The sequence below is a fragment of the Actinokineospora sp. NBRC 105648 genome (genome assembly GCF_030269645.1).
Classification (GTDB): Bacteria; Actinomycetota; Actinomycetes; order Mycobacteriales; family Pseudonocardiaceae; genus Actinokineospora.
Genome location: NZ_BSTR01000001.1, coordinates 93878 through 115602, shown reverse-complemented (window position 1 = coordinate 115602; position 21725 = coordinate 93878). Strand labels below are relative to the sequence as shown.

Here is a 21725-nt window from a genome sequence, read left to right as displayed (position 1 = left end):
CTTCTCCTCGTTCGCCTCGGCCATGTCGCCTCTCAGGACTTCTCGAACTCGCTGTCGAGCAGGTCGAAGATCTCCTCGGCGGAGGCCGAGTCCAGGTTCTCGGCCGCCTGCTCGGCGACCTCCCAGCGGGCGGCCAGCGCGCGCAGCCGGGCGGCGATCCGGGCCCGGTCGGGCTCGGCGTCGACGCCGCCGAGGGCCACCTCCAGCCGGGTGAGGTCGGCGAGCACGCCGTCGGCCACGGATCGCTGCCCGGGGGCCAGTTCGCCGTGCAGGAAGGCGGTGAGCGCGGTGGGCGACGGGTGGTCGAAGACGAGCGTGGCGGGCAGCCGCAACGCGGTGGCGGCGGCGACGCGGTTGCGCAGCTCCACGCCGGTGAGCGAGTCCAGCCCCAGCTCCAGGAAGCCCCGGTTGGGCTCGATGGCCTCAGGCCCGGGATAGCCGAGCACGGCGGCCACCTGACCGCGCACGAGGTCGAGCAAGATCCGCTTGCGCTCGACGTCCGGCGCGCCGGCGAGCCTGCCCAGCACGTCGGCGGACTCGGTGCGGGTCTCAGTGCCAGTCCCAGTGCGCACCAGGGCACGCAGGATCGGTGCCACGGCGCCACGCCCACGCAACGCGGCTGGGCTGAACACCATGGGTACCACGGTGGGCTCGCTGCCCGCGCACGCCACCGAGAACAGCGCCATTCCGTCCTCAGTGGACAGTTGGCCCATGCCGGAGCGCATCACCCGGCGGACATCTGCCTCGGTGAGCTCACCGGTCAGCCCGGTGCGCTCGGCCCACGGCCCCCAGGCGAGCGAGACACCCGGCAGGCCGCGGGCGCGGCGGTGCTGGGCGAGGGCGTCGAGGAAGACGTTGGCGGCGGCGTAGTTCGCTTGACCAGCGCCGCCGAACACCCCCGCGGCCGAGGAGAACAACGCGAACGCGGTGACGTCCCCGGCCAGTTCGTGCAGGTTGACCGCACCGCGCACCTTGGGCGCCAACACCCTCGCGACCCGATCGGGCGTGAGCCCGGTCAGCACGCCGTCGTCGAGGACGGCGGCGGTGTGCACCACGGCGTCGACCGGGTGCGCGGCGAACAGCGCCGCCACCGCGTCCCGGTCGGCGACGTCGCAGGCGGCGAGCACGACCCGCGCGCCGAGCCCGGTCAGCTCGGCGACGAGCGCGTCGGCACCGGGGGCATCGGCGCCGCTGCGACTGGTGAGCAGGAGGTCGCGGACACCGTGCGCGGTGACCAGGTGCCGCGCCAGGGCGCCGCCGAGCGTGCCGGTGGCGCCGGTGACCAGGACTGTCCCTTGCAGACCGCCGGCTGTCCCTTGTAGACCACTGGCGCCGTCCGCGACCGGAGTGCGGACCAGCCGGGGCGCGAAGGCCCGGCCCGCGCGCACCGCGACCTGGGGTTCACCGGCGGCGGCCGCGGCGGCGAAGGTGTCGTCGGCGGTGTCGATGTCGACCAGCAGGAACCGGTCCGGGTGCTCGGACTGGGCCGACCGCAGCAGCCCCCACACCGGGGCGTTGCCGAGGTCGGGCACGTCGTCCGGCCCCGCGGCGCCGGAGGTGACCACGACCAGCGGGACGGCCGCGACCCGCTCGTCGGAGATCCAGGCCTGGACCAGCGCCAGCGCCCGGACGGTCGCGTCGTGGGCGGCCTCGGCGGGGCCGCGGTCCGCCGGGGCGAACTGGGCGACCACCACGTCGACATCGGCGGCGGAGAGCAGACCGTCCAGGTCGGCGTACTCGCTGACCTGGTTGCCCGCCGCGGCGAGTACCGGCCCGAGCTTGAGGTCGTCGGTGCCCAGGAGTGCCCACCGCGAGGTCCCGGCGGCGGGGAGAGTGACCGGGGTGGACCAGTCGAGGCGGAAGAGCGAGTCGGCGACCACCCGGCGGGCGGCGGAGAGCGCCGCGCCGATGGGCCGGGCGATGAGCGACCCGATGTCGGCCACCGGGGTACCGGTGGCGTCGGCGACCTGGACCGCGATGCCGTCGGCGCCCTCGGTGAGCCGGACGCGCAGCACCGGCGAGTCAGTGGCCCGCAGGCGCACGCCCCGCCAGGAGAACGGCAGCTCAGCCGGGCGGTCCCCGGCGGCGCGCAGCAGGCCGATGCCGTGCAGTGCCGCGTCGAGCAGCGCGGGGTGGACCACGAACCCCCTGGTGGACAGGTCCTCCGGTAGGCGGATCTCGGCGATCAGCTCGCCATCGCCGCGCCACGCCGCCGTGAGCGCCTGGAACGCCGGACCGTAGCCGTAGCCGAGGTCGGCGATCCCCGCGTAGAACCCTTGTAGGTCAACGGGTTCGCCGAGGGTCCACGCCGTGTCGAAGGCGAGCGCCTCGGCGTGGCCGAGCGAGCCGGTGGCGTGCTTGGTCCACTGGAAGCCATCAGACTTCGAGTAGATCGCGACCTCGCGCCGCCCCTCCCCGTCCGGGGCGCCGACCGCGACCTGGAGCGTCACGGCGTCCGGTTCGGCGAGCACCAGCGGTGTGCCCAGGGTCAGTTCCAGCACGTCGGGGGTACCGACCTGGGCACCAGCGTGCGCGGCCAGCTCGACGAACGCGGTACCCGGCAGCAGCACGGCACCGAGCACCGAGTGGTCGACCAACCACGGATGGGTCCGCGCCGAGATCCGACCGGTGAGCACCAGCCCGTCACCCCCGGCGAGCGGGACGGCGGCACCGAGCAGCGGGTGCTCGGTGCCGGTCAGGCCGGCGGCGGCCACATCGCCCGCACCCGGGGAGACCAGCTCCAGCCAGTACCGCTCGCGTTGGAAGGCGTAGGTCGGCAGCTCGACGGTCCGCACCGGCAGGCCGTCGAACAGGGTGGTCAGGTCGACCGGGCCGCCGTGCGCGTGCAGCTCGGCGGCGGAGAGCCGGAAGCGGGCGAGTCCGCCCTCGTCCCGGCGGAGGGAGCCGACGGCCACCGCGTCGACGTCCTCGACGGTGTCCAGGGTCTCGCCGATGGCCGGGGTGAGCACCGGGTGCGGGCTGACCTCGACGAAGAAGCGGATGCCGTGCTCGACCAGCGCGCGGGTGCCCTGCTCGAACTCCACGGACTGGCGCAGGTTGCGGTACCAGTAGCCGCCGTCGAGCGCGATCGTGTCCAGCCACTCGCCGGTCACCGTCGAGTAGAACGGAATGGTGGCGGCGACCGGCGTGAGGCCGGTCAGGACCTCGTGCAGCTCGTCGGCGATCCGCTCGACCTGGGCGGAGTGCGAGGCGTAGTCCACCGGGATGCGCTTGGCGCGCACACCATCCGCCTCGCACCGGGCCAGGAACTCGTCGATCTCACCCGCGACGACCACGGTCGCGGGCCCGTTGACGGCCGCGATCGACACTCCGTCGGTCAGCCGCTCGCGCACCCGGTCGGCGGGCAGCGACACACTCGCCATGCCGCCGTGCCCGGCCAGCGCCACGATGGCCTGGCTACGCCGGGCAACGATCTTGGCGGCGTCGGCCAAGGTCAGCGCGCCCGCGACATAGGCGGCGGCGATCTCGCCCTGCGAGTGGCCGATCACCGCTGCGGGCTCGACACCGTGGGACCGCCACAACGCCGCGAGCGACACCATCACCGCGAACAGCGCCGGTTGGACGACGTCCACCCGGTCGAGCCCGTTTCCGCTGCTCAGGACGTCGAACAGGGACCAGTCGACGTGCGGGGCGAGGGCCTCGGCGCAGGCGTGCAGCTCGGCGGCGAACACCTCCGAGGTGTCCAGCAGCTCGACCGCCATGCCCGCCCACTGCGAGCCCTGACCGGGGAAGACGAACGCCACCTTGCCCGAGAGCGCCCGGCCCTGAACCAACCCCGACGCCGCTTCCCCACGGGCGAGAGCATCCAAAGTGGACAGATAGTCCGGCCCGATGAGCGCGGCCCGGTGGTCGAACCTGGCTCGGCTGGTGGCCAGGGAGTACCCGACGTCCGCGGGCGAGAACTCCGTGCCCGCCAGGTGATCTCGCAGTCGGGCGGCCTGGTCGCGAACAGCCTCGGCGGTGCGGCCGGAGAGCACCCACGGCAGCACGGCGTCCACCGGCTCCGGAGCGGATTCCTCGGCTACGTACTGCTCCAACACCAGGTGCGCGTTGGTCCCGCTGCCGCCGAACGACGACACACCCGCGCGGCGAACCCGGTCCACCGAGGGCCAGGGCACCGTCTCCGCCGCGGGGGCCACGGCGCCCGCCGTCCAGTCCACGTGCGGGGTCGGCTCGTCGATGTGCAAGGTCTTGGGCACGACGCCGGCACGCAGCGCCAGCACCATCTTGATCACCCCGGCGACACCCGAGGCGGACTGTGTGTGCCCGATGTTCGACTTCACCGACCCGAGCAGCAGCGGGTGTTCGCGGTCCTGGCCGTAGGTGGCGATCACCGCCTGCGCCTCGATCGGGTCACCCAGGGTCGTGCCGGTGCCGTGCGCCTCCACGACGTCCACATCGGACGGTGTCAACCCGGAGTTGGCCAGCGCCTGGCGGATCACGCGCTGCTGGGACGGCCCGTTCGGCGCGGTGAGCCCGTTGGACGCGCCGTCCTGGTTGATCGCGGTGCCCCGCACGACGGCCAACACGCGGTGACCGTTGCGCAGCGCGTCGGACAGGCGCTCGACGAGGATCATGCCCACGCCCTCGCCCCAGCCGGTGCCGTCGGCCGCGGCTGCGAACGGCTTGCACCGGCCGTCGGGAGCCAACCCTCGCTGGCGGCTGAACTCGGTGTAGGAGGTCGGTGACGGCAGCACGGCCACACCACCGGCCACCGCGAGCTCGCACTCGTTCTGCCGCAACGCCTGGCACGCCAGGTGGATCGCCACCAGACTGCTGGAGCAGGCAGTGTCCACAGTGACCGCAGGACCCTCGAGCCCGAAGGTGTAGGACACCCGGCCGGACGCCGCGGCGGTTCCGGTGCCGGCCAGGAAGAAGCCCTCCGCGTCACTGCCCGGGGCCAGTGCGCCGATGCCGTAACCGACGAACGAGGTCCCGACGAACACGCCGGACCGGCTGCCACGCACCGACGCCGGGTCGATCCCCGCCCGCTCGAAGGTCTCCCAGGTCGCCTCCAGCAGCATCCGCTGCTGCGGGTCGGTGGCGATCGCCTCGCGCGGGCTGATGCCGAAGAACCCGGCGTCGAAGTGGCCCGCGTCGTGCACGAACCCACCCTCGCGGACGTACGACGTGCCCGGGTTGTCCGGATCGGGGTGGTACAGCGCTTCCAGGTCCCAGCCGCGGTCGTCCGGGAACGGCGTGATCGCGTCGACACCGTCCATCACCAGCCGCCACAGGCCCTCGGGCGAGTCGACCCCGCCCGGGTAGCGGCAGCTCATGCCGATGATCGCGATCGGCTCGTCGACCGCGGTCGATGCCACCGTGGCGGGCGCGGTGGCGTCGAGGCCGAGCACGTCGGCGAGCAGGTGGTCGGCCAGCGTGCGCGGGGTGGGGTAGTCGAACACCAGGGTGGCGGGGAGCTTGCGGCCGGTGGCGGACTTCAGCCGGTTGCGCACGTCCACCGCGGTGAGCGAGTCGAAGCCCAGGTCACGGAAGGCGCGGTCGGGTTCGATGGCGGAACTGTCCGGGTAGCCGAGCGCGGCGGCGGCCTGGGCCCGGACCAGCTCGAGCACGTGGCCCACGCGGTCGGCCTCGGGCAGCGCCAGCACCCGGGTGCGCAGCTCATCAGTGTCCGCAATGGACTCCGGTTCGGCCGAGGCAGCCTCGGGGATCTCGCCGATGAGCGGCCGGGCGCGGGCGGCGGTGTAGCCGGGGGTGAAGCGGGGCCACTCGATGTTGGCGACCGTCAGGCAGGTCTCGTCGGCGTCGAGGGCGCGCTGCAGGGCGGCCAAGGCGAGGGCAGGCTCCATCAGGTGGAGACCGCGTTTGCCGAGGGCTTCGACGGCGGCGGCGTCCGCCATGCCGCCTTCCGCCCAGCCGCCCCAGGCGATCGACGTTGCCGCCTTGCCCTGCGCCCGTCGACGCTGCGCGAGAGCGTCGAGGTAGGCGTTGCCCGCCGCGTAGGCGGCCTGGCCCGCACCGCCCCAGCTGGCGGCACCTGAGGAGAAGAGGATAAAAGTGTCCACATCGGACAACTCATCGAGGTGGGCGGCACCTGCCACCTTGGCGGCGGTGACCTCGGCCAGCTCGGCCACGCCGATCTCGGTGAGCCCGGTCGACTGGGCCACACCCGCCGCGTGGATCACCGCGTCGACCGGGTGCTCGGCCAGCAGCGCGGCCACCGACCCGCGGTCGGCCACGTCGCACGCGGCTACCACGACCTCGACCCGCTCTCCCAGCTCGGCCACCAGCTCAGCGGCCCCGGGCGCGGCGAGCCCCCGTCGACTGGTGAGCACCAGCTTGGTGGCGCCACCGTCGGCCAGCCATCGGGCCAGGTGCCCGCCGATCGCACCGGTACCACCAGTGACCAGCACAGTCCCGCGTGGACGCCAATCACGGGTCTTCGCGACCTCGCCCGCCCGCACCATGCGCCGGGCGAAGACGCCGGACGCGCGGACGGCGACCTGGTCCTCGTCCCCGCTCAGCACGGCCAACGCCCGGGCAAGCGCGCGATCGTCCGGGTCGGCGGGCAGGTCGAGCAGACCGCCGTAGTGCGCCGGGCGCTCCAGGCCAGCGACCAGGCCCAGACCCCACACCGGTGCCTGCGCCGGGTCGCGCAGCGGGTCGGCGCGACCCACCGACACGGCACCGCTGGTGACCATCCACAACGGACCCTGAACGGCCTCCTCGACCAACGTTCGCACGAGCGCGAGCGTCCGGGCGAGGCCGCGGGTGACGGCCTGGTCCGGCGTGGTGTCCAAGCCCAGCAGGGACACCACGCCGGCGAAGGGGGTATCGGTCGGCACGACCGGGTCTTCGTCGACGAGGATGGTGCGCGCCGACCCACCGGCGTCAGCGATCCGCTCGGCTAACCGACTGGCCAGCTCAGCCTGGCCGCGGCCCGCGACGACGGCCCACTCACCACTCAGCTCGGGCTTGGCCGTGCTCACCGACCGCCAGGTGATCCGGTACGTCCAATCGGCCACAGTGGACTCGTCGCGCGCACGCCCGCGCCACGCGGCCAGCGCGGGCAACGCACCAGCGTCGACACCGATGGCCTCGTGGTCGCCGCTGTCGACCGCCGACCAGAACCGCGCGTCCTCGACAGTCCCGTTGTCGGTCAACGGCTCCAGCCAATAGCGGTCCCGCTGGAACGGGTACGTGGGCAGGTCGACGGGCGTGCCCCCGAACTCCCACCGCGGCTCGACACCGCGCACGAACGCCTCGGCCAGCGACACCGCGAACCGCTCGGTGCCCCCTTCGTCGCGGCGCAGCGTGCCGAGCACGACCGGCTCAGGGGCACCCGCGTCCTCGACGGTCTCCTGGATACCGCCACCGAGCACCGGGTGCGGGCTGTTCTCGATGAACACACCGTGCCCGTCGGCCAGCAGCGCTCGGGTGGCCTGTTCGAATTGGACGGTCTGGCGCATGTTGCGGAACCAGTAGCCCGCGTCGAGCTCAGCGGTGTCCAGCGGACCACCGGTCACCGTGGAGTAGAAGGGAATCGGCGAAGGACGCGGCGCGACCGGCGCCAAGACCGCCAACGCCTCCGCGCGCAGCACCTCGACCGGCGGTGAGTGGCCCGCGCCGTTGATGCGGACCTTGCGGACCCGCACCCCCTCGGCCTCCAGTTCGGCGACCAGCTCGTCGATCGGCCCGTGCGCACCCGCGACAGCCACCGAGCGGGCGCCGTTGACCGCGGCGATCGTCAGGTCGTCGCCCAACCGGGCGGCGACCTCGCCGGGCGGCAACGACACCGCGGCCATCGCCCCCTGGCCGGCCAGCCGGAGCAGCAGCTTGCTGCGCTCGGCGACGATCAGGGCCGCGTCGGCCAGGGTCAGCCCGCCCGCGACGTGGGCGGCGGCGATCTCGCCCTGGGAGTGGCCGACCACCGCGGCGGGCTCGATCCCGCGCTCGCGCCACAGCGCGGCCAGCGACACCATCACGGCGAACAGCACCGGCTGGATCACATCGAGCCGGTCCAGGGGCTGCGCGCCCTCGACGCGCAGCAGGGCGTCCTCGACCGACCAGTAGACGTGTTCCTCCAGCGCCGCGGCGCAGGCCCGGAAGGTGTCGCGGAAGGTGGGCGAGTCGGTCATCAGCGCATCGGCCATACCGAGCCACTGCGAGCCCTGACCTGGGAAGACGAAAACGACCTTGCCCGTTCGGCCAGCCGTGCCCCGGATCAGCCCGGGGGCCGGGAGGTCACGGGCGAGCGCGGTGAGCTGGGCGGCGTGGTCGGGCCCGAGCAGCACGGCCCGGTGCTCGAAGCGTGAGCGGGCGCTCAGGGTGAGCGCGACATCGGCGGGCGCGTGCTCGAGTTCGCTCAGCTGGGCGGCTTGGGCGCGCAGGGCAGCGGCGGTCCTAGCGGTGACCAGCCACGGCGCCTCGACCGGCTCAGTGGCCGGTTCTGGCTGGTCAGGGGCCTGTTCGAGGATGGTGTGCGCGTTGGTGCCGCTCATCCCGAAGGACGAGACACCCGCGCGGCGCGGCCTGCCGGTCTCGGGCCAGTCGGTCCGCTCGGTGAGCAGCTCGACGCCGTCCCAGTCGACCAGCCGGGTCGGTTCGTCGATGTGCAACGACCGGGGCAGCACGCCGTGCCGCAGCGCGAGCACCATCTTGATCACACCGGCGACACCCGCCGCCGACTGGGTGTGACCGATGTTGGTCTTGATCGACCCGAGCCGAAGCGGCTCCGCACGGTCCTGCCCATAGGTGGCCAGCAGCGCTTGCGCCTCGATGGGATCACCCAGCGAGGTGCCGGTGCCGTGCGCCTCCACGACGTCCACATCGGACGGATGCAAACCTGCGTCGCTGAGCGCCGCGTGGATTACCTTCTGCTGCGCGGGACCGTTGGGCGCGGTTAGCCCGTTGGACGCGCCGTCGGAGTTGACCGCGCTGCCCTTGACCAGGGCGAGCACCCGGTGGCCGTGACGCTGGGCGTCGGAGAGGCGCTCGACGAGCAACATGCCGACGCCTTCGCCCCACCCGGTGCCGTCGGCCGCGGCGGCGAACACTTTGCAGCGACCGTCGGGGGCGAGCGCGCCACCCTGGCTGGAGTCGAGGAACATGCCGGGGGTGGTCATGATCGTCGCGCCGCCCGCGAGCGCCAGGTCGCACTCACCCTCGCGCAGCGACCGGACAGCCATGTGCAGCGCGACCAGGCTGCTGGAGCAAGCGGTGTCGACGGTGATCGCCGGCCCCTCGAGCCCGAACGCGTAGGCGAGCCTGCCGGAGATGACGCTGGTGGCGGTGCCGGTCAGCACGTGCGGACGAGAACCCTCGGGGATGTCGAACAGGCCGATGCCGTAGCCGGAGGTCGCAGTGCCGATGAAGACGCCGGTCTTGCTGCCGCGCAACGCTTCCGGGTCGAGTCGGGCGTGCTCGAACGACTCCCACGAGGTCTCCAACAGGAGCCGCTGCTGGGGGTCCATCGCCAGCGCCTCGCGCGGGCTGATCGCGAAGAACGCCGGGTCGAACTCGCCCGCGTCATGCACGAAGCCGCCGACGAAACCCTGCTCCGGCCAGCCGCGGTCGGCGGGGATGGCACCGATCGCGTCGACCTCGTCGAGCACCAGCCGCCACAGCTGGTCCGGGGTGTTGGCGCCGCCCGGGAACCGGCAGGCCATACCGACGATCGCGATCGGTTCGTCGGCGGCGATCTGCGCTGTAGTGGCAGGGTTGTCAGTCTTGCCCGCCCCTCCTGGAAGGTGGGACAACAGGTGCGCGGCCAGCACAGCGGGCGTGGGGTAGTCGAAGACCAGCGTGGCTGACAAGCGCAGACCGGTGGCCGCGGCAATGCGGTTGCGCAGTTCCACGGCCGTGAGCGAGTCGAAACCGAGGTCCTTGAACGGGCGGTCCAGGTCGACGGCCTCGATGGAGCCGAAGCCCAGCACGGTGGCGCCGTGCGTGCGGACCAAGTCGGTCAACACACGCAGAGAGTCCTCAGTGGACAACTGGTGGAGCTTGTCGGCGAGGGTGCCGGTCGACGCGGTTCGGCGGGCCGGGCGGACTAGGCCGTGCAGCAGCGGCGGGAGGGTTTCCGGGTTCGCGGCAAGCACGGCGGTGTCGAGGACGGCGGGCACTGCGAACGAACCGGGCAGCGTGAGAGCGGCGTCGAGGAGCGCCAAACCGCGCTCGGGGGTCAGCGGCGGATAGCCGGAGCGGGCGATGCGCTCGACCTCGGCCGCTCCCAGCGAGCCGAGCATGCCGCCGTCGGTGTGCCAGGCGCCCCAGGCGAGCGCGACGCCGGACCGGCCGGTGGCGTGCCGCTGGGCGGCCAACGCGTCGAGGTAGGCGTTGGCGGCGGCGTAGTTGGCCTGGCCGGGGCTGCCGAAGGTGCCCGCGAGCGAGGAGTAGAGCACGAACACGTCGGGGTCGGTCAGTTCGTGCAAGTATTGGGCCGCAAGCGCTTTCGGGGCGAAGGTGGTCGCGAGCCGGTCGGCGTCGAGGGCGGCGGTGACACCGTCGTCCACGACACCGGCGACGTGGAAGACGCCGGTGAACGATCGACCACTCAGCGCCGCTTCGAGCGCGGCCCGATCGGTGATGTCGCAGGCCAGCGACGTGACCTCGACGTCGTCACCGAGATCGACACCGAGATCGACACTGCCGCCGCCGCGGCTGAGCAGCACCAAGCGGCGGATGCCGTGGGCGGTGACCAGGTGCCGGGCGAGGAGCCTGCCGAGCGCGCCGGTGCCGCCGGTGATCAGCACGGTGCCGTCCGGGTCGAGCGCCCGCGGCATGGTGAGGACGACCTTGCCGATGTGCCCGGCCTGGCTGAGGAACCGGAACGCCTCGACGGCGTGGCGCACGTCCCAGGTGCGCACCGGCGGCGGCGTGAGCACGCCCGCGGCGAACAGGTCCATGACCGCGGCCAGGATCTCGCCGATCCGGTCGGGGCCCGCCTCGCCGAGGTCGAAGGCGCGGTAGCCGGGGACGCCCTCGCGGACGTCGGTCTTGCCCATCTCGATGAACCGACCGCCGGGCTTGAGCAGCCCCAACGACGCGTCGACGAACTCCCCAGCGAGGGCGTTGAGGACCACGTCCACGGCTGGGAACTTCGCTGCGAAGCCAAGATCTCGTGAAGACGCCAGGTGGTCGTCGGCCAGCCCGGTGGCTGTCCACTTGGGAGCACTGGCGGTGCCGTAGACCTCGGCGCCCAGGTGCCGGGCGATCTGCACGGCCGCCATCCCGACACCGCCGGCGGCGGCGTGGACGAGCACGGACTGACCGGACTGGAGGCCGCCCAGGTCGACCAGGCCGTAGTAGGCGGTTGCGTAGACGACGGGGATCGCGGCGGCCGTGCTGAACGACCAGCCGTCCGGGATCCGGGCGAGCAAGCGCTGGTCGGTGACCGCGCTCGGCCCGATCGCCCCGGTCACCAGGCCGAGCACCCGGTCTCCCGGCGCGAACCCGTCGACCCCCGGCCCCACCTCGGTGACCACACCCGCGGTCTCACCGCCCAGGTCGACCGCGCCGGGGTAGAGGCCCAGCGCGTTGAGCACGTCGCGGAAGTTGAGCCCGGACGCGTGGACGGCGATCCGGACCTCCCCCTCGGCCAGCAGTCGTTCCTCGACGCGCGCGAGCCGGAGGTCGGCCAGGGTGCCGCGCTCACCGATGTCGAGCCGCCACGGCCCGTCCGGCACCGCGAGCCCGGTGTCCACACGCGACAGTCGAGCGGCGAGAACCGCGCCGCCGCGCACCGCGACCTGCGGCTCACCGCTGGCCAGGGCAGCCGGGACAGCGTCGGCGGAGGTGTCGGTGGCGTCGACCAGCACGATCCGGCCGGGGTTCTCCGACTGGATCGACCGGACCAGGCCCCACACGGCCGCGCCCGCCGGGTCTGCGGGCAGGTCACCAGACAGCGCTTGGACGGCGCCGGACGTCCGGACGACGAGCTTCTCGTCGGTCTCGAGCGCGAGCCACGCCTGCACCCGGCCCAGCACGTCGGCGGCCCGACCCAAGGCATCATCCACAGTGGACTCGATGACCGTGTGCGCAGGAACCGCGCCAGTGCTGGGAACTGCCACCCAGCCCAGGCCGTAGAGATCAGTGGTGTCGACAGCCTCGAACGGCGCCGCCGGACGGGTGACCACCCGGTCGACCGACACCACCGGGCCACCAGCACCGTCGAGCGCCAGCACGCTGACTCCGCCGGGCACTGGCGACACCCGCACACGCAACGCCGTGGCACCCGAGGCCCACAACGACACGCCGCTCCACGAGAACGGCAGCCCGGCCTCCCCCGAGCCCCCGCGCGCGGCGACTGCCTGCAGAGCGGCGTCAAGCAGGGCGGGATGGATGCCGAAGCCCGCGTCGTCTAGTACTTCCAGCTCGGCGTAGACGTCCTCGCCGTGCACCCACACTGACCGCGCGGCACGGAAAACGTCACCGTAGGAAAGCCCGGCGGACGCCAGACGGTCGTAGAGGGCGGTGACATCGGCGGGCTCGGCGCCGGGCGACGGCCACGCGCCGACCGCGTCCTGGGCGACCACGCGGGCCTGCGGCGCGAGCACACCGGTGGCGTGCCGGGTCCACGGCCGATCGTCGGAGAGTCGCGCGTGGACAGTCAGCGACCGCCTGCCGTCCGGGTCCGCCGAACCCAGCATGACCTGCACGCGGGCCGTGGCGTTCGCGGGCAACACGAGCGGGGTCTCCAGGACCAGCTCGTCGATGCGTTGCGCCCCGACCTGATCACCGGCGCGCAGCGCCAGCTCCACGTACGCGGTTCCGGGCAGCACCACCCGACCATGCACGACGTGGTCAGCCAACCACGGCTGCGCCGAGGTGTTGAGCTGCGCGGTGAACAGATGGCCATCGCCCTCGGCGAGTCCGACCCCGGCGGTCAACAGCGGGTGCCCGGTCGGCGCGAACCCCGGGGACGAGGTCACCCGGGGCCAGTACCGCTCCCGCGCGAACGGGTAGGTGGGCAGGTCTACGACCCGCCCACCCCAACCACCGAACACCCGGGCCCAGTCGACCGGCACACCCCGTGTGTGCAGAGTGGACAGTGCACGGAGCAGCGTCGCGGCCTCGTCCCGTTCCGCCCGCAGCGCCGGGACACCAGTGCCCACCAGCGCGGACAGCACACCGTCCGGCCCGAGCTCGAGGTGGTGCCCGGCCCCGGCGCGATCAACGGCGTCGGCGAAGCGGACGGGTGAGCGGACCTGCTGAACCCAGTACTCCGCCGTGGCCGGGTCGCCCTCGGCAGTGGTCACGATCGGGATCACCGGCTGGTGGTAGGTCAGGGTCCGTGCCACCGAGGCGAACTCGTCGAGCATCGGGTCCATCAAGCGAGAGTGGAAAGCGTGCGACACCGTCAGCCGCTTGACCTTCAGGCCCTCACTCCGCCACCGCGCCGCCAACTCGTCGATGACGTCCTCGGCACCCGAGACGACCACCGAACCAGGCGCGTTCATTGCCGCGAGGTCCACAGTGGAGGGAATCTCGACGTCGCCTGCCACCGCCAGCATCGCCCCACCCGTGGGCAACGCCTGCATCAGCAACGCCCGGGCAGCGACAAGCGTGCACGCGTCTTCAAGCGAGAGCACGCCCGCGACGTGCGCCGCCGCCAGCTCGCCGACGGAGTGCCCGATCAGCACCGCAGGCCGCACACCCCAGGATTCCACCAGCCGGAAGAGCGCCACCTCCAACGTGAACAGCCCCGCTTGAGCGTTCGCGGTCTGATTGAGCGCTTCGGCTGTGGAGAAGTCGAAACCGTCGCCCAGCAGGCCCAGCACCTCGTCCCAGGCCGCGACGAAAGCCGGGAAGGCCCGCAGGCCCGACCCCATACCGACCCGCTGGGAACCCTGCCCGGTGAACAACACCGCCAACTCGCCTGCGGCCACCGAGCCCCGCACGAGGTCAGGCGACTCCGCGTCCTCGGCGAGCGCCCGCAAGCCCTCTTGGCCGAACACGACGGCGCGGTGCTCCAACGCCGCCCGCGTGGTCGCCAGAGAGCGGGCCAGGTCCATCGGCTCGGCCTCGACCGCGAGCACCCGCTCGGCCTGCTCCCGCAACGCCTCCGCCGACCGGGCCGACAACACAAGCGGCACAACCGAAGGCGCCGCGCCCTCGACCACGACCTGTTCGGCGGCAGGAGCTTCCTCGATGATCGTGTGCACGTTCGTACCGCTTACACCGAAGGAGGAAACGCCCGCCCGGCGCGGGTTTTCCCCGCGCGGCCACGGCTTCGCCGAGGTCAGCAGCTCGACGGCGCCCGCCGCCCAGTCGACGTGCGGGGTCGGCTCGTCCACGTGCAGGGTCGGCGGCAGCACTTCGCGCTGGAGCGCCTGCACCATCTTGATCACACCCGCCACCCCGGCGGCGGCCTGCGCGTGACCGATGTTCGACTTCACCGAACCCAGGTACAGCGGCGTCGCGCGCCCCTGACCGTAGGTGGCCAGCAGGGCCTGCGCCTCGATCGGGTCGCCCAGCACGGTGCCGGTGCCGTGCCCCTCCACAACGTCCACATCGGATGGTGAGAGGCGGGCACCCGCCAACGCGCTGAGGATGACCCGCTGCTGAGACGGCCCGTTCGGCGCGGTCAGACCGTTGGACGCGCCGTCGGAGTTGACCGCGGACCCGCGCACGACCGCGAGCACCCGGTGCCCGTTGCGCTGCGCGTCGGACAGCCGCTCGACCAGCAGCACGCCCACGCCCTCGGACCACCCCGTGCCGTCGGCGGCCCCGGCGAACGACTTGCACCGCCCGTCTGCGGCGAGCCCGCGCTGGCGGCTGAACTCGGTGAACACGCCGGGGGTGGCCATCACGGTCACACCACCGGCTAGCGCCAGCGTGCTCTCCCCCGAGCGCAGCGACTGGCAGGCCAGGTGCAGCGCGACGAGGCTGCTGGAGCACGCGGTGTCGATGGTGACCGCGGGCCCCTCCAGGCCGAGGCTGTAGGCCACACGACCGGAGACGACGGCGGTCGCGCCGCCGGTCAGCAGGTGGCCCTCGGTGCCCTGCGGATCGCTGACCAGCAACGACAGGTAGCTCTGGTCGTTTGTCCCGGCGAACACCCCGGTGCGGCTGCCGCGCAGCGACAACGGGTCGATACCCGCGCGCTCCAGGGCTTCCCAGCAGGTCTGGAGCAGCAACCGCTGCTGCGGGTCCATCGCCAGCGCTTCGCGCGGGGAGATGCCGAAGAACCCGGGGTCGAACTCAGCGGCGTCGGGCAGGAAGCCGCCCTCGCGCACGTAGCTGCTGCCGGGGCGGTCGGGATCGTCGTCAAACAGTGCGCCGAGGTCCCAGCCGCGGTCGGTGGGGAAGCCGGTGATGCCGTCGGCGCCGGTGGCGACCAGCCGCCACAGGTCGTCCGGGGACGCCACCCCGCCGGGGTACCGGCAGGCCATCCCGATGATCGCGATCGGCTCGCGGGCGCCGTCCTCGACCTCCCGCAGCCTGGCCTTGGCCTGCCGCAGATCCGCCGTCACCAATTTCAGGTAGTCGCGGAGGGTCTCTTTGTCTGCCATCTGGTGGGACCTCTCGGGCGGCGCACGACCGGCTGCGGAGCGCGGGGAATACGATTTCCGCGCGCGCGATATCCACGTCTCCGCGGGCCAACCCTAATAACGCCGCACGGGCCCGGACAACCCCTAGCGGACCCTTACGCTCACGGCCCCTAGCCTGCGGTGATCTACCGCACGGCCACCGGGAACTGCAACATCCCGCGGATGATGAAGGAATCCCGGCGGCGCACCGGACCCACCTGGCGCAGTTCCGGCAGCCGCTCGGCGACCGCCGCCAACGCGATCTCGGCCTCCAACCTGGCCAGCGCGGCACCGAGGCAGAAATGGATTCCGGCGGAAAAGGACAGCGTTTCCGGACCGGATTTCCGGGTGATGTCGAATCGGCCGGGCTCGGAATACACCTCCGGGTCGCGGTTCGCCGCCCCCGCGCAGATCGCCAGCTCGCTGCCCGCGGTGACCACGTGGCCGTCGAGCTCCACGTCCATGTGCGCGATCCGCCGGTACTGCTGCACCGGCGTGTCGTGGCGCAGCGTCTCCTGCACGACGGCCGGGGCGAGACCGGCGTCACCCTTGAGCAGCGCCCACTGCTCGGGGTTCTCCAGCAGCGCGCGGGTGGCGTTGCCGATCAGGTTGACGGTGGTCTCGGTGCCCGCCAGCGGCAGGAACATGCACAGCGGGACCAGCTCGTCCATCTCGAGCCTGCCGTCGTCGACGGCCGGGAGCAGGTCACCGATCAGGTCCTCGCGGGGGTCGGCGCGGTGCTCGGCGATGATGTCGGTGAACATCACCGTCATCTCCTCGATCGCCGCCCGCACGTCCCGCGCGACCTCGACCGAGGCCACGCCGTCGAGCAGGTAGGCCATCCGCCTGCTGAGCTGGAAGAACGCCCGCCGGTGCCGCTCCGGGATGCCCACCAGGTCGCCGATCACGCGCAGTGGCAGCTGCTGGGCGAACGCGCTCATGTAGTTGACCTCGGCCCGGCCCGCGAGCATCCGGTCGATCAGCTCGTGGCAGTACCGATCGGCGCTGGGCCGCCACCGGTCGAGCCTGCGCGGGTTGAGCGAGGGCACGGTCAGCTTGCGCAACCGGGTGTGACCGGGCGGGTCGAGCCCGAGCATGGAGTTGTCGAACGGCATGAACTCCGGAGCCTTGCTGCCGTCGGCCCGGCGCACACCGAACCGCTTGTCGCGCAGCACCTTGTTGGCCAACCGGTGACTCGCGGTGACCCACACGCCGAGCCCGCTCTGGTGCAGCGGACCGAGCGCGCGCACCTGCTCGTAGAGCGGGTACGGGTCCTGCGGCGCGCGCAGGAGCAGCGCGTACGGGTCGCCGCGGTCGCCGACGGCACGCAGGTGGTCCTGCCACAGCGCCATCTGCGCCCGCGCCTGGCGGTCCGCGAGGTCGGTCATCGGCGCTGTCCCCCGTCTGTCACGTCACACCCGGGCCACGCTAACCCGGCGTGTCCCCCTAGCCTCAACCCCTAGGTGCGGATGGTGGACAGCTTTCGGGCACCCTGGACACGGTGTGCCACAACGACTAGGGGTTGCCCGTCCACGACGGCGGCCGGCACGTTGGGCGGCGGGGAGGACCTTGCCCCGCACCCGACTCGTAGCCCCGCGCGGGCGGGCGCGGAGAGGAACCGAAGAGCCATGGGCGCAGTGGGGGACTCCTGGATCCGGCGGCTCCGCACCGCCGAGGACCCCCGGACCCGCCTGGTCTGCTGCCCGCCCGCGGGCGCGACCGCGATGTTCTTCCTGCAGCTGGCCCAGGCCATCGCCCGCCCGGTCGAGGTGGTCGGCGTCCAGTACCCCGGCAGACGCGACCGCAGGCACGAACCCGCGGTCACCTCGGTCACGGCCATGGCCGACGAACTCACCGCGGCCCTGGCCGACGACCTACCAACCGCCCTGTTCGGCCACGGCATGGGCGCCGCGGTGGCCTTCGAGACCGCGGTCCGCCTGGAGCGGGCGGGCGGGAAGCCACTGGCCCTGTTCGCCTCGGGCGCCCCCAGCCCGTCCCGGCTCGGGACCGCGGGATTCCCGGCGCACGACCCGAGCGACCTCATCCCACCGACCCGCGACCCGGCCCCCACCCCGCTCTCGGCCCTGCGCGACGACCGAACCGCCGCGGAGACCTACCGCTGGCACCCAGCCGACCGCGTCCGCTGCCACATCCTGGCACTGGCGGGCGACACGGACCCGGCGGTGACGGTCGACGAGGCCACCGCCTGGGGAGAGCTGACGACGGGCCGCTTCGAGCTGCAGGTGTTCTCCGGGGGGCAGACGTTCTTGAGCACGTACGTGTCCACAGTGGCCAACACGATCTCCGAGCGGATCACGGCGCTGTGCAAGGGAAGGGCTTACTAGCTTCTCGGCGGCCGGCTTGCTGTCCGGGCTCTGCGGGTCTCTTGCTGGCCGGGCTTGCGGTGGCTGGCCTGCCGGGCTTTGTGGGTGGGCTCGATTGGGTGGAGTGGCTTTGTTCGGGGCCCCTAAGAAAAGGGGCGCCGTGGGTAGAGCGGGTGGGAAAGGGATACCCACCGCCCGGGCAAGGCTAGCGCCTCTTTTCTCCCCGAACAAAGCCACTCCACCCAATCGAGCAGGACAGCTGTGCAGGTGCCGTTTGGGCTCGGCGCGGTCTACTGCTCCGCCGTGCCAGGGCAAGGGGTGGTCCATGTCTCGCTGGATCGCCGTGACAAAGTCACCGGCTTGGCGGTATGGACCAGGTAGCCAGCATGCCTGAGGGTGGCGGGAGTCGGTAGTGGTCCAGAGTGGCGCCAGCGCGGTCGACTGACCAGCCCAGCAACGCGGCCACGCAGTGAAGTCCACTGTGGTCGACCAGGATCGCTTGGTGGCCGTGAGCCACCAGGATTCCAGCCCAGTCTCCCAGTCGACGCGCGCCGTGTGGCGGTGTCGTGGACAGGGCGAGCAGATCGATCGGGTGCGCACTCGACGGTTGCGTCTGCCAGGGGTGCGTCAGGCTCACCGGGGCGCCGCCCGGGTGAGGTGGGTGGCCAGCCAGCGGCAGGTGGTGATCACCTCGGCGGTGACGTCGTCGAAGGTGTCGACCTGGTCGAGGCTGAGGCTCTGGTCCTCGATCGCGGTGAGCAACTGGTCGACCAGCCCGATGACCTCCCGCAGGTCACGCGCGAGATAAGCCACCCCACGCGGCGGAACACCATGAGTGCACGCGGGAGCGTTCACCGCGTCCCCCCGCCACCGGCCGCCGCCCGATTCACCAACGCGACAACGTGGTCCACGACCCGCGCCACCGACTCCCGCCGCACACCCAACCCGCCATCAACAGCAAGGACCAGCCCCTGGTGGTCGGCCATCACCTGACGACGCAACCGCTCCTGCCACACCCGCACCGCACCCTCCACCTCCCCGAGAGCACGCCCCCTCACGCGAATCCGCGCCCGCCGAACCCTCGCGGGAGCATCAACGAACACCATCACCGTCGCCCCATACCGCCGCCGCGACAACAACACCCCCACCCACCGATACGCCCGCCGCTCCACCGGAACCACACCCGAACGCACCAACCAGAACGCCAACCGCGCCACCACCGCCGTGTCATCACCGTCCTTCACCACCACCTCCCCACGCCCCAACGCCGCACCGATCACCCCCTCATCCACCGCATACAGCTCAGCCACCACCCCCAACACCCACCCCACCACCGCGGCCCGACCCCCGGACTCCGGCCCCGACAAGCGCTCCCCACCAGCAGCACCAACCCGGCACGCCGCCACGCCCCGCCGAGTCAACTCCGTGTGCACAGCACGCATGAGCCCAGCCGTGTCCGCCCCGGCCAACCCCTCGAACACGATCAACACGCCGGACCGCCTCCCACTCCATCGTTTGAGAGAAGGATGGGGACCGATTGTCGCGACGAACAGGGAATGGACCGGAAGACAAGCGGAAAACACCCGGAAAGCACCCGACGGTCACGTCCTCGCAGGTCACAGCATGCGCTATCGTGGACCGGAGTCATAGCCCGGAGGTTTCCATGGCGTCACATCCCCGGCGGGTTGGTTTGATCAATGCCCGGGAATCCGCACACCTGACCCAGGAGGCGTTGGCCCACGCACTCGGGATCGACCCGCGCACGGTGCGCTTCTGGGAAGCGGGCGACCACCGACCCGGTCTCGAACTTCGTTCACGTCTGGCAGCTACGCTGCGAAAGACCCCGGCCGAGCTGGACGCGCTCCTCCACGATCCGGTAGCCATGACGGGGCGCCCGCCACGAGTGCGGCCCGCGCTCCAGACCGGATCGATGCCCGCCCAGCCCAGTCACGCGGAGACAGACGACATGAACCGTCGAGACCTGTTACGCCTGTTCAGCATGACGAGCGCTTCGTTAGCGCTCCCCGCGGTAACACCTGCGATCGGTGCCGGCCGAGATGGCGCGTTGGGCCCGATCGCGGTTGGTGAGTTCACGCAGCTCAACCGCCACCTCTGGCAGGTGTACGCGATCGCGCCGATCAAGGGCCACCTGCTCTCGCCGGTCCAAGCCCAGCTCGACGTGCTGTCCGCGAGCCTGCGGCGACCACAGGCGGCTGACGTTCACCGAAACCTATGCGGGCTGACGGCCGATCTGTTCCAGCTCGCCGGTGAGATCCTGTTCGACGCCGACCGCTACACCGACGCGGCTCACTGCTACACCCTGGCGGCGACGGCGGCCAAGGAAGCCGGCTCAGTCGACCTGTGGGCATGCGCGTTGACCAGGCACGCTTTCATCGCCGTCTACGAACGGCGGTTCACCGAAGCTGCCCCGATGCTCGACCTGGCAGCCGACATGGCACGTCGTGGGGACAGCGGGCTGTCTACTCGCCACTGGGTGGCCGCGGCCCAGGCCGAGACCCACGCGGGACTCGGTGACCTGACCGCCTGCCAACGAGCACTCGACACAGCGGCGGAGGTCCGGCCGGGGAACGCGCACAACGGCGGCTGGTTGCGGTTCGACGGATCGCGGCTGCCCGAGCAGCGGGGTGCCTGTTACGTCACTCTCGGCAGGCTCGATCTCGCCGAGGCCGCGTTGACCGAGGCATCGGGCACGGCGCTCACCACCCGGCGCAAGGCCGGGGTGCTGACCGACCTGGCGATGGTCGGTGTCCACCGCCGCGATGTCGACCAGGTGATCACCCACACCGACGCGGTCCTGGCCACCGCCCGCGAGACCGGGTCGGGGGTGGTCGCGCGCAAGCTGCGCGACCTGCGGCCCAAACTGGTCCCACTGCGCACCGACCAACGAATCCAACGACTCGACGCCGAGATCACCAACCTGGTCGGCGACCGAGCCGCGTGATGGGAGACAGCACGATGTCGCACAACGGAGGCCGGGTGTTCCGCGAAGCGTGGATCGCCGGAGTGGTCAAGCACTTCCCCGGAGAGCCCAAGCCCGGTTACGTCACGCCGTGGGACGAGACCCCGGAGTGGGAGCGCGAAGCGGCAACCGCAGTCCACGACCAGGTTGTCGCCTTCATCACGACCACTGACGGCGCCGCTGGAAAGCTTACCCGGGACCAGAAGAGCCGATTCGTGGCACTCTGCTGGATTGGCCAGATCTACAAGCACTTCCCCGACCCCAAACCATCCTACGTCGCCGATTGGGACAGCCTTCCTGACTGGCAAAGGGCCACCGACGCCGACATCTTCGAACACATCGAGAAGGCCAACAGCGATGTGGTCCGGTAACCACTTGGACGACTGCAGCATAACGCCTAGTGGTCGCCCCATTCGACGAATGGCGGCCAATTGCCAGAACGAGGACAACAAACCCTCAGGAAGTGGTCAATTTACTCTACTTCTTCTTCCATTCGATTGACACAGGTCGATCGCCGCCAGTGGTGAGGAATTCTTTCAGGCCTTGCCGGAGCGAAGGCATCGGGATACGGGCGCTTCGGGGGAACTCAGTCTCGTTGCCCATGAAGTCGTAACTTGTCACACCCGGGGCGGAATCACTGCCAACGCTGAGCCAGAGCCCGGGCCACTGGCGTCCCGAGTAGGACATCGCGCCGTATTCGCCATCGACCCCGACTCCGACCTCGGGCGTGTGGATTCCACTTTCACCGGTGATGTAAACCTGCACGAGGAATGGGCATCCTAGCCTTGTGGAGTCCTGCTGGATCCGATCGAGTAGCACGTCCACATCGACCTCGGTCGCGAGGATGACACCGCTTTCGTCGTCGTCTTGCCCGTAGAACGCTGTCAGCGACCTCATGTCGCATCC

Annotated in this window: 8 protein-coding genes; 3 read left to right on the top strand and 5 right to left on the bottom strand. The window is 71.6% G+C overall.

Features of this window, described 5'->3' with window-relative positions; genetic code table 11:
* Positions 1-32: 32 nt before the first annotated feature.
* Entirely contained in the window at positions 33-15458 is a 15426-nt protein-coding gene (locus QSK30_RS00460; protein WP_502871773.1) for a type I polyketide synthase, read from the bottom strand.
* A gap of 203 nt (positions 15459-15661) precedes the next feature.
* Positions 15662-16903, bottom strand: coding sequence for a cytochrome P450 (locus QSK30_RS00455; protein WP_285498704.1), 1242 nt, complete (start codon positions 16901-16903; stop codon positions 15662-15664).
* 240 nt (positions 16904-17143) lie between these two features.
* Between QSK30_RS00455 and QSK30_RS00450 the strand changes: the two genes are divergently transcribed.
* Positions 17144-17860, top strand: a complete 717-nt coding sequence (locus QSK30_RS00450; protein WP_285498703.1) for a thioesterase II family protein — start codon at positions 17144-17146, stop codon at positions 17858-17860.
* Positions 17861-18472: 612 nt separating this feature from the next.
* On the opposite strand, the gene QSK30_RS00445 is transcribed toward QSK30_RS00450, so the two are convergent.
* Positions 18473-18652, bottom strand: coding sequence for a hypothetical protein (locus tag QSK30_RS00445; protein ID WP_285498702.1), 180 nt, complete (start codon positions 18650-18652; stop codon positions 18473-18475).
* A gap of 38 nt (positions 18653-18690) precedes the next feature.
* Positions 18691-19152 carry a hypothetical protein gene (locus QSK30_RS00440; protein WP_285498701.1) on the bottom strand — a complete coding sequence of 154 codons (462 nt, stop codon included), beginning with the start codon at positions 19150-19152 and terminating at the stop codon, positions 18691-18693.
* A 350-nt stretch (positions 19153-19502) separates the two neighbouring features.
* On the opposite strand from QSK30_RS00440, the gene QSK30_RS00430 reads away from it, so the two are divergent.
* Entirely contained in the window at positions 19503-20801 is a 1299-nt protein-coding gene (locus QSK30_RS00430; protein ID WP_502871769.1) for a helix-turn-helix transcriptional regulator, read from the top strand.
* 14 nt (positions 20802-20815) lie between these two features.
* Positions 20816-21190, top strand: coding sequence for a hypothetical protein (locus QSK30_RS00425; RefSeq protein ID WP_285498700.1), 375 nt, complete (start codon positions 20816-20818; stop codon positions 21188-21190).
* Positions 21191-21296: 106 nt separating this feature from the next.
* Here QSK30_RS00425 and QSK30_RS00420 read toward each other — a convergent pair whose 3' ends face one another.
* Entirely contained in the window at positions 21297-21716 is a 420-nt protein-coding gene (locus tag QSK30_RS00420) for an Imm1 family immunity protein (protein ID WP_285498699.1), read from the bottom strand.
* Positions 21717-21725: the final 9 nt, after the last annotated feature.

Bases quoted from the DNA above. Each gene is read 5' to 3' on its own strand.
- QSK30_RS00425 (WP_285498700.1), top strand. From the start codon at position 20,816: ATGTCGCACAACGGAGGCCGGGTGTTCCGCGAAGCGTGGATCGCCGGA.
- QSK30_RS00450 (WP_285498703.1), top strand. From the start codon at position 17,144: ATGGGCGCAGTGGGGGACTCCTGGATCCGGCGGCTCCGCACCGCCGAG.
- QSK30_RS00455 (WP_285498704.1), bottom strand. From the start codon at position 16,903: ATGACCGACCTCGCGGACCGCCAGGCGCGGGCGCAGATGGCGCTGTGG.
- QSK30_RS00430 (WP_502871769.1), top strand. From the start codon at position 19,503: ATGGCGTCACATCCCCGGCGGGTTGGTTTGATCAATGCCCGGGAATCC.
- QSK30_RS00420 (WP_285498699.1), bottom strand. From the start codon at position 21,716: ATGAGGTCGCTGACAGCGTTCTACGGGCAAGACGACGACGAAAGCGGT.